Source organism: Psychromonas hadalis ATCC BAA-638 (assembly GCF_000420245.1).
Taxonomy (GTDB): domain Bacteria; phylum Pseudomonadota; class Gammaproteobacteria; order Enterobacterales; family Psychromonadaceae; genus Psychromonas; species Psychromonas hadalis.
Genome location: NZ_ATUO01000276.1, coordinates 1 through 2,470, shown reverse-complemented (window position 1 = coordinate 2,470; position 2,470 = coordinate 1). Strand labels below are relative to the sequence as shown.

Here is a 2,470-nt window from a genome sequence, read left to right as displayed (position 1 = left end):
ATCATGCGCCTTGACCTTAGTCATTTACCCTGCGTAAAACCTGATCATTATATTAAGCGGAATGGTATTACACTCCTCCCCAAAAAAACCGATTAACCACGAAGTTTGGAAAGCAAAAATTAACGTCTTGAAGGACTGATTGTTTTTTGTGTTATCTTCGTATCCGCTATGTAATACCAATTACAGTAAATAGCTAATCTATTTTACTGGTTAAAACAACTCACTTCTGCGTTGTAAGTTTTGTAAAGGGAACAACCATTTACGTCAATTTACGCCTTAAATTTAGCTATTTTTCCTGCGCAAAATTTAGATCACATACTTAATGTAATCGGTATAACGCATTAGCTTCGTGGTGAATCATTGTCGTTTTTCTATTAAATAGATGACAAGACTGTTATCACACTACATAACATTACCCTTGATTAATACGTTCAGCTAACGCTTTATACTCTTCACTAATATTGTCACCAAACAAGGGATCATCATAATGGCTATGTTGCCACTGTTGTTCAAGGTTCACCCAATCATCTGCCGATAAACTCGCTTTAATTGCAGGTAGAACCTGTGACTCCTCATACATCAAATGAGCAGCTTGTAATTCCACAAATACGGCTAACTTTTCAAGGCACTGCTCTTTTGGCACAATGGCATCCAGTAAAATCATATCCACCAGTTCATCAAGCTCAATGGTTACCTCTTTAATCAATTTATGCTCTTGTGACAATCGAATCGCAACCTCATCTGGCACGACACGATATTTAAGGTAATAAGCATAGATAAGATCTTCCATCGGATGATGATATTTATCAGAGTAGTTTTTTAAATAATTAATAATCACCTTAACTAAACGGTAATCTATCTTCTCATCGTTCTCTAATAATTTAATTTTTTTACGTAAAATTCTTAATAATTGATTAATATTGCGGTGATCACGGTGAATAATTTCTAACATAATTGCTACTCGTATTAGATTAAGATAAAATCAGTATAACCATCAAAAATTTAAAAACTCTGCCTTAAATCAAACTACCAGTTGATTTTATTTTTACCCTTATTGAGCAGAATCTCATTCACCAAATTAAAATGATCACAGCCTAAAAATCCACGATAAGCAGACAAAGGAGAGGGGTGTGTCGATTTTAAAACGGTGTGTTTATGCGTATCAATCAATGCACCTTTTTTATGTGCATAACTGCCCCATAACAGGAAAATAACATCACTCTGTGAGTCATTTATAACCTTGATAATATTATCAGTAAATATTTCCCAACCCTTTTTAGTGTGGCTACCCGCATTTGCTTTCCCAACGCTCAACACTGCATTTAATAACAACACCCCCTGCACAGCCCAATGCGTTAAATTTCCTGACTCAGGTTGGTTGAATTCATCAACACTATTTGCTAACTCTTTGTAAATATTACGTAATGAGGGAGGGATTTTAACACCATCAGGCACAGAAAAACTTAACCCGTGTGCTTGCCCCTCTCCGTGATAGGGATCTTGTCCTAAAATAACCACTTTGATATTTTCTAACGGAGTAAGCTGTAACGCATTAAAGTATAAAGCTTCGGGTGGATAAATCTCTTTACCCAATTTTTTCTCATTATCTAAAAAGGTTAAAAGTGTTTGGTAATATTCTTTCTGTTGCTCTGATTGTATAAACTGTTGCCAACTCATTTTTATATTTCCTGTTTTTAATCCAAACAAATATACCACGTAAGTAACTGTTAAATATTAACATTATCTTAACACTTCATTAACAACAAACGATGAAATATTATTACAGATAGCAAAATTGACATAAAACAAAGTACCAAGTAGCGAGATCACTCACCTCGAAAATCGCCATGATCTAGCGCAATAAACAAGCAATTAACCCACAGAAAAAATATGTGATTATTGATTTACATCAAGCAAACTAGGTCATATAATCACTGTAGATTTATTAACGCAGTTTCGGTTTCCTGTTTAAATATTACCAAACTGTAATTTTATTACGTACTTTTAAACTAATAAAGGAGCTCATCATGGCTTTTGGTATTCAAATCACTAAATCAGACAACGCATCTCTACTTAACTCTTTCTGGTTATTAGATGAAGCAAACGCACAAGCACGTTGTTTATGTGTTAAAGACAACGCTTATGCAGAAGATCAAGTTATTGCAATTAAAGATCTTGGCGAAATCGAATATAAAGAAGTGGAACTTAAAGCACCAGTAGCACAAGAAGGTGGCCAACACTTAAACGTAAATGTATTACGTCGTGAAACACTTGAAGATGCCGTTAAGCACCCAGAAAAATACCCACAATTAACAATCCGTGTATCTGGTTACGCAGTGCGTTTTAACTCACTGACGCCAGAACAACAACAAGACGTTCTAACACGTACATTTACTGAGTCTATGTAAAGTAGCCAGCTAAAATAAAAATGACATAAGGAAGCATAAGCTTCCTTTTTTTGTGCCTAAAA

The 2,470-nt window shown here is 34.8% G+C and carries 3 protein-coding genes; 1 reads left to right on the top strand and 2 read right to left on the bottom strand.

The window, feature by feature from the left end; genetic code table 11:
* Window positions 1-412 precede the first annotated feature (412 nt).
* Both G322_RS0118715 and ung read right to left on the bottom strand, forming a co-directional pair.
* Window positions 413-952, bottom strand: a complete 540-nt coding sequence (locus G322_RS0118715) for a hemerythrin domain-containing protein (RefSeq protein WP_022943199.1) — start codon at window positions 950-952, stop codon at window positions 413-415.
* 74 nt (window positions 953-1,026) lie between these two features.
* Entirely contained in the window at window positions 1,027-1,677 is a 651-nt protein-coding gene (gene ung, locus G322_RS0118710; RefSeq protein ID WP_022943198.1) for a uracil-DNA glycosylase, read from the bottom strand.
* A 350-nt stretch (window positions 1,678-2,027) separates the two neighbouring features.
* Here ung and grcA point away from each other — a divergent pair, with 350 nt between their 5' ends.
* Window positions 2,028-2,408 (top strand): autonomous glycyl radical cofactor GrcA, encoded by a 381-nt coding sequence (grcA, locus tag G322_RS0118705; RefSeq protein WP_022943197.1) that lies wholly within the window; start codon window positions 2,028-2,030, stop codon window positions 2,406-2,408.
* Window positions 2,409-2,470 lie beyond the last annotated feature (62 nt).